General features: G+C 39.0%; 8 protein-coding genes and 1 rRNA gene. 8 read left to right on the top strand and 1 reads right to left on the bottom strand.

Annotated elements, in window-relative coordinates; genetic code table 11:
* Nucleotides 1-75 (top strand): 5S ribosomal RNA (gene rrf / locus ACHUFV_RS27460); the annotation flags it as partial.
* A gap of 37 nt (nt 76-112) precedes the next feature.
* Here rrf and ACHUFV_RS26480 read toward each other — a convergent pair.
* Entirely contained in the window at nt 113-313 is a 201-nt protein-coding gene (locus tag ACHUFV_RS26480) for a sigma factor G inhibitor Gin (RefSeq protein ID WP_394239439.1), read from the bottom strand.
* Between the two features lie 304 nt (nt 314-617).
* On the opposite strand from ACHUFV_RS26480, the gene ACHUFV_RS26475 reads away from it, so the two are divergent.
* The 7 genes from ACHUFV_RS26475 to rsmI are packed head-to-tail and all read left to right on the top strand — an operon-like array spanning nt 618 to nt 6672.
* On the top strand, nt 618-2051 hold the full coding sequence (locus ACHUFV_RS26475; protein ID WP_394239438.1) for an aminotransferase class I/II-fold pyridoxal phosphate-dependent enzyme: 1434 nt from the start codon (nt 618-620) through the stop codon (nt 2049-2051).
* Between the two features lie 20 nt (nt 2052-2071).
* Nucleotides 2072-2701 (top strand): dTMP kinase, encoded by a 630-nt coding sequence (gene tmk / locus ACHUFV_RS26470; protein ID WP_394239437.1) that lies wholly within the window; start codon nt 2072-2074, stop codon nt 2699-2701.
* A 45-nt stretch (nt 2702-2746) separates the two neighbouring features.
* Complete coding sequence (gene holB, locus ACHUFV_RS26465; RefSeq protein ID WP_394239436.1) at nt 2747-3754, top strand: DNA polymerase III subunit delta'; 1008 nt, start codon at nt 2747-2749, stop codon at nt 3752-3754.
* Nucleotides 3747-4574 carry a PSP1 domain-containing protein gene (locus ACHUFV_RS26460; RefSeq protein ID WP_394239435.1) on the top strand — a complete coding sequence of 276 codons (828 nt, stop codon included), beginning with the start codon at nt 3747-3749 and terminating at the stop codon, nt 4572-4574. The genes holB and ACHUFV_RS26460 overlap by 8 nt, the downstream gene beginning before the upstream one ends.
* 13 nt (nt 4575-4587) lie before the next feature.
* Nucleotides 4588-4956, top strand: a complete 369-nt coding sequence (gene yabA, locus ACHUFV_RS26455; RefSeq protein ID WP_394239434.1) for a DNA replication initiation control protein YabA — start codon at nt 4588-4590, stop codon at nt 4954-4956.
* A gap of 60 nt (nt 4957-5016) precedes the next feature.
* Entirely contained in the window at nt 5017-5757 is a 741-nt protein-coding gene (locus tag ACHUFV_RS26450; RefSeq protein ID WP_394239433.1) for a tRNA1(Val) (adenine(37)-N6)-methyltransferase, read from the top strand.
* Between the two features lie 33 nt (nt 5758-5790).
* A complete protein-coding gene (rsmI, locus tag ACHUFV_RS26445; protein WP_394239432.1) occupies nt 5791-6672 on the top strand; it encodes a 16S rRNA (cytidine(1402)-2'-O)-methyltransferase in 882 nt (293 codons plus the stop codon).
* Nucleotides 6673-6691: the final 19 nt, after the last annotated feature.

Here is a 6691-nt window from a genome sequence, read left to right as displayed (position 1 = left end):
GAACACGGAAGTTAAGCTTCTCAGCGCCGATGGTAGTTGGGGTCTTACCCCTGTGAGAGTAGGACGCCGCCAAGCAAAAAAAGAGTATCCGAATATGGGTACTCTTTTTTTATTATGAGAAAATCTCCGGTGTGGTAATTTTTTTAAGTTTACTTAAATAGTATTTATACTTTGGATCGCTCGTATCAGTGATAATAATATCCCTTTCACAGTCCATGCAAATAAATGAAGTGTACAAATGTATGCCCTTTCCTTTGTGTTCATCACAGATCACACATTGTTCTTCCAGTTGCTCTCGTGCTAATGAATCCATTACACTCACCTCCATACAAATATCCTGCCCAACTACTTTTATTTGTATACAAAATTATGAAAATTCTTTTGTGTAGTTTAACTGATTAATATTGTATGTAAAGTGCTGCAATTGTTTGTATGTCTCATTGTATCTTTTCTAATCAAACAAGTTAAAAAGTTCTATAGCTGAAAAAGTAGTTAAATGATGTTCTACTTTAGATGCATTGTACGGTTTGGTACAATAAATAAGAAATGCAGAATTAACGTAAATATATGCATAATTTACTAGGTGTTAAATATTTATAGTTGAGAGTATGGTGAAAATGAATCAATCAATCACTCCTTTATATAATCAGCTGGTTGTACATAGTGAAAAACATCCTAATTCCCTTCATGTTCCCGGACATAAATACGGGGTTATTTTTCCTGAGTTTGCAAAGTCATACTTTCGTGAGCTTTTAAGGTTAGATGCTACTGAACTAGCAGGTCTAGATGATCTCCATTCTGCTGAAGGAGTCATTCTGGAGGCGGAGACACTGCTTTCGCAATTGTATTGTGTTGAAAAGAGCTATTTTTTAGTAAATGGGTCAACCGTGGGAAATTTGGCCATGATTATGGCGGCATTAACAGAAAATGATACTGTCCTCGTCCAGCGGAACTGCCATAAATCTGTTATGAATGGGATTGAGTTAGCTGGTGCAAAGGCTGTATTTCTTGGTCCGGATTATCACCAAGAATGGGGGGTATCAGGAGGCGTATCCGTTGAGATTATAAAGAAGGCATTGGATGTTTATTGTGATGCCAAGGCGGTTATCCTAACCTATCCAAACTATTATGGGATGGTAAATAATCTGGAGGAAATTATTAAGCTGGCGCATAGCAGGAATATACCTGTACTGGTTGATGAGGCACATGGGGCTCATTTTATCAGCGGCGGCAGCTTTCCAAAGTCTGCGGTCCAGCTTGGGGCAGATATTGTTGTGCAATCTGCACATAAAACACTGCCTGCGATGACAATGGGGTCTTTTTTACACGTAAATAGCCACAGGATCGATATCTCTTTATTGGAAAGGTATCTTCACATTCTCCAGTCAAGCAGTCCATCCTATCCAATTATGGCTTCTCTTGATCTAGCTAGAAGCTATCTTGGGACCTATTCAAGCGAAGATCAGCATTTTCTCAACGATCAGGTGAAGCTGTTTAAGGAAAGACTAAACCAGCTAGACGGAATAAGGGTTATGGAATATGATGACAAGGGAGACCTATTAAAAGTCACACTGCAGTCTGCCTGTCAATATAGCGGATATGAATTACAAACCTTGTTCGAACAGGAAGGTGTGTATACAGAGCTTGCAGATCCATATAATGTATTGCTTGTTTTACCGCTGCTAAAGGAAAACAGTCATTTTCCGTTTCAACAGATTGTGGAAGATATACATCGTTCGTTAAAGAATGTACGATATATCAATAGAGTAGAAAAAACGGCGGATTATATGCCGATAATCTCTACATCTGTATTTAATTATAAAGAAATGATACAGCTTCAGAGCAAAAGGGTTCTCCTATCCGATGCAATAGGTGAAATTTGTGCGGAGAAGGTTATTCCTTATCCACCGGGAATTCCGTTATTACTTCCAGGCGAGATTATTACATTAGAGATTGTAGAACAAATTGAGGTATTAATAGATTTAGGTGCAAGATTTCAGGGTACAAAGCATGTATATGATCGTTACTTGACGATTTTTACAAAGAAGTAGTTAATAGTTGGAGGGTTATTGTGAAAAAAGGTGTATTTATTACAATAGAGGGTCCAGAGGGAGCCGGCAAAACAACAATAATAGAAATGCTAATGGAAAAGTTGAAAACGGAAGGATACCCTGTATTAAGTACAAGAGAGCCCGGTGGAATTGAAATTGCTGAGAAAATCAGAAATGTAATTTTGGATAAAGAAAATAAAGCGATGGATGCAAGGACCGAAGCGCTGCTGTATGCTGCGGCTCGTAGGCAGCATTTAGTGGAAAAGGTATTACCGGCTATTGAGAATGGGTATATTGTGATATGTGATCGATTTATTGATAGCTCCCTTGCCTATCAGGGTCACGCTAGAGGCTTAGGAATTGATGAGGTTTATGCCATTAACCAATTTGCAATAGAGAAATTAATGCCTGACGCAACCTTCTATTTTGATGTTGATCCGGAAATGGGTTTGGAGCGGATCAATCGTGATAAAGGAAGAGAGATTAACCGGCTTGACCTAGAGGGCTTTGAATTCCATCATAAGGTTCGTGAGGGATATCGTCTTCTATGTGCAAGGTATCCAAATCGTATCGTTGAGATTGATGCCTCTCAATCAGTAGAGACTGTGTTTGAGAACGTAGCAAGAGAAATAGAACGTATCATACAGTAGACTTTTGGAATTCTATCAATATTTATAGGTAAGTGAGTGATAGCTTTGGCAAAAACATGGCAAGAGCTTGAGGAGATTCAACCTGTCGTATTAAAAATGATCAAAAATAGTATGGAAAAAAGGCGACTTGCCCATGCTTATTTATTTGAAGGCATGAAGGGAACAGGAAAACGGGAAATGGGCCTTCTCCTGGCAAAAAGTTTATTTTGTCTTTCTCCATTGTCAGGGGTCATTCCTTGTGAGGAGTGTAATAACTGTAAAAGAATTAATCACGGCAATCATCCTGATATTCATTTAGTAGAACCTGATGGACTGTCCATTAAAAAGCATCAGATCCAGGAGCTGCAGGAGGAATTTTCAAAAACCGGCGTCGAATCAAGGCAAAAGCTGTATATGATTATACATGCGGACCGAATGACGGTAAATGCAGCGAATAGCTTATTGAAATTCCTAGAAGAGCCTTACCGAGAGACCTATGCCATTCTAATGACAGAGCAGGTCCAACGAATGCTGCCAACCATTTTGTCTCGTTGTCAAACTTTATCTTTTAGACCATTATCAAGCGAACATATGATTCATAAGCTTGTTGAGATGGGAGTTAAGGAGAATAAGGCACCTATACTTGCACAGCTTACCAATAATTTGGATGAAGCTTTAGACCTAAACAATGATGAATGGTTTGCACAAGCACAAAAGATAGTGGTAAAATTATATGAAGTGCTTAAGAAAAGTTCACTTGAAGCAATGGTGTATCTTCAAGAGGAATGGTTTTTGCATTTTAAAGATAAAGAACAAATTGATCGTGGATTAGATCTTTTACTTCTTATTTTTAAGGATTTATTATATATACAATTTGGGAAGCAAGGGCAGGCTGTTTTTGTGAGCGAGGCAAGTGTGTTGGAGCAGTATGCCTTACAAACTTCCAGCCGTCGACTAGCAGGCCAAATGTCAATAATATTGGAGGCGAAGAAAAAGCTGCAGGCTAATATGAATCCACAGTTGTTAATGGAAGAGCTTGTGCTTAGATTGCAGGAGGGATCTACAGGTGTATGATGTAGTTGGCGTACGCTTTAAAAAAGCGGGTAAAATATATTATTTTGATCCCGGCGATCTACCAATTCTTAAGAATAATTTCGTTATCGTTGAAACTGTAAGGGGCGTTGAGTACGGACAGGTAGTCATTGGCCCAAAGCAAGTGGATGAAAATGATGTTGTTCTGCCTTTAAAAAAGGTATTGCGAATTGCAGATCAAAAGGATCGCATGATTGTTGAGGAAAATCGTGCTGCTGCAAAAGAAGCTTATGAAATTTGCAGTGAAAAAGTGACTACCCATCAACTAGATATGAAGCTGGTTGATGTTGAATATACTTTTGATCGTAATAAAATTATTTTTTATTTTACGGCAGATGGAAGAGTAGACTTTCGTGAACTTGTCAAAGACTTGGCTGCTATCTTCAGAACGAGGATTGAACTTCGCCAAATTGGCGTCAGGGACGAAGCAAAGATGCTGGGTGGGATTGGACCATGCGGCAGAATGCTTTGCTGTTCTACCTTTTTAGGGGACTTTGAGCCTGTTTCTATTAAAATGGCAAAAGACCAAAATCTATCACTTAATCCAACGAAAATATCTGGATTATGTGGAAGATTAATGTGCTGTTTAAAATATGAGAATGATGAATACGAATCAGCAAAGGAATTACTGCCTGATCTTGGACAATGGATTGAAACTCCTGCAGGTTCAGGTAAAGTAGTAGGGCTTAATATCCTTGAACGTGTGCTTCAAGTAGAAATACCAAAGCTTGAGCGCGTTTTAGAGTATACATTGGATGAAATAATTAAAGAAGGTGCTGTACCGGTACAATCCACAGACTGATGAGGTGGAACCAGTGGATAAAAAAGAAATATTTGATTCAGTAAGTAATATGGAAAAGCAAATTGGTCATTTGTACCAACAGCTTGGTGAGTTAAAGCAGCACTTAGCGGAAATCCTCGAAGAAAATAACTCTTTGAAGCTGGAAAATGAACATATTAGACGCCGTCTAGAAGAACTTACAGAGACTACCAAGTTAAAAAAGAGCAGTAAGAAGGATGAGAAAAAAGAATCCACGGATCTTGGAGCTATGGATATTGGAGAAGGATATGATAACCTTGCCCGTCTTTATCAGGAGGGATTTCACATATGTAACCTTCAATTTGGGAGCCCTCGGACGGAGGGAGATTGTATCTTCTGTTTATCCTTTTTAAATAAAAAATAATGGACAGCCTTCCTAATTATTTGGGAAGGCTATTTTTTAAGAAAGGGGGAAACAACACTCATGGTTAAATTAACAGGTGATGAGAGGCTGGACTACTTGCTTGCTGAAAAGTTGAAAATCATTCAAAGCCCATCTGTATTTTCCTTTTCTCTAGATGCTGTATTGCTGGCTAGGTTCACATATGTCCCCATTCAGAGAGGAAATCTGCTGGATTTATGCAGCGGCAATGGAGTGATTCCTTTATTTCTAAGCTTAAGAACAAAAGGTACAATTACAGGGGTTGAAATTCAGGAGCGCCTCTATAATATGGCCGTCCGCAGTATTGAATATAATGGATTGAGTGACCGATTACATATGATTCATGGCGATATTAAGGAAATGCCAAAGGAGCTTGGATATGGGAAGTATGATGTTGTGACATGCAACCCGCCTTATTTCATTACTCCATCACAGGAGGAAATCAATCAAAATGAGCATTTAGCCATTGCCCGTCATGAGATCCTGTGCACGTTGGAGGATGCTGTTAATTCTGCAAGCCAGCTGGTAAGGCAGGGGGGAAAGGTTTCCTTTGTCCATCGGTCAGGCCGTCTCATTGATATCATTACACTTATGAGAAAATATAAATTGGAACCAAAGCGAGTTCAATTTGTCTATCCAAAGGCTGGTAAGGAGGCAAATACGCTATTAATCGAAGCCATTAAGAATGGAAAACCGGATTTGAAAATTTTACCTCCATTAATTGTTTATCAGGATGATAATGAATATACACCTGAGATGAGGACGATTCTATATGGAGAATGAGTAAACTAAACTATCTAATAAATGAGGGTACTTATGTGGCAGCAAAAAAGCTTTAATGAAGAAAATATGAAGGGGATCTTATATTTGGTTCCAACACCAATTGGGAATTTGGAGGATATGAGCTACCGTGCAATCAGGATTTTAAAGGAAGTTGATTATATTGCTGCGGAGGATACACGGAATTCGAAAAAGCTATGTCATTACTTTGAAATTGATACACCGCTGATGAGCTACCATGAGCATAATAAAGAAGCAGGTGGCCGTAAAATCATAAACCTCCTGAAGGAAGGGGCAAAGGTCGCTCTAATCAGTGATGCCGGTTTACCGACTATCTCAGACCCTGGTTACGAGTTAGTTGTTGAGGCAGTAGCTGAGGAGCTGACCGTAGTTCCACTTCCAGGAGCAAACGCTGCGTTGACAGCACTAATTGCTTCGGGCCTATCAACGAAATCATTTTACTATTTTGGGTTTCTTGACCGCCAGAAAAAAGAAAAACGTAAGCAGCTGGAGGAGCTGAAAAATATTCCGGCAACTATGATCCTATATGAAGCACCACATCGTTTAAAGGAAACGCTCAGTTTAATTCATGAAGTATTAGGGAATAGAAAGATTGCATTATGCCGTGAATTAACTAAAAGATATGAAGAATTTATTCGCGGAACCACATCGGAATTAATAGAATGGGCAGCAAAGGAAGAGATTCGTGGTGAATTTGTTCTAATCCTTGAAGCAGGAGAACCGGCTTCAATTCAGGAAAACGCGTCTTGGTGGGAAGAGCTGTCTGTTGAGGAGCATGTGAAGCACTATATGGCGGTAAAAGAATTAAGCTCAAAAGAAGCAATAAAGCAGACGGCAAAGGACCGGAATATGAATAAACGAGATGTATATCATATGTATCATATTGGAGAAGAATAAGATCAAGTAACATGTTTAA

The organism is Niallia oryzisoli, assembly GCF_043641075.1.
Lineage (GTDB): Bacteria > Bacillota > Bacilli > Bacillales > Cytobacillaceae > Bacillus_BD > Bacillus_BD oryzisoli_A.
The sequence above is the reverse complement of the archived record's forward strand: the minus strand, read 5'-3'. Positions and strand labels throughout refer to the sequence as shown.

What these genes read in the sequence shown, in the direction of transcription:
- ACHUFV_RS26480 (WP_394239439.1), bottom strand. Translation starts at nt 313, where the DNA reads ATGGATTCATTAGCACGAGAGCAACTGGAAGAACAATGTGTGATCTGT.
- rsmI (WP_394239432.1), top strand. Translation starts at nt 5,791, where the DNA reads ATGTGGCAGCAAAAAAGCTTTAATGAAGAAAATATGAAGGGGATCTTA.
- ACHUFV_RS26475 (WP_394239438.1), top strand. Translation starts at nt 618, where the DNA reads ATGAATCAATCAATCACTCCTTTATATAATCAGCTGGTTGTACATAGT.
- ACHUFV_RS26450 (WP_394239433.1), top strand. Translation starts at nt 5,017, where the DNA reads ATGGTTAAATTAACAGGTGATGAGAGGCTGGACTACTTGCTTGCTGAA.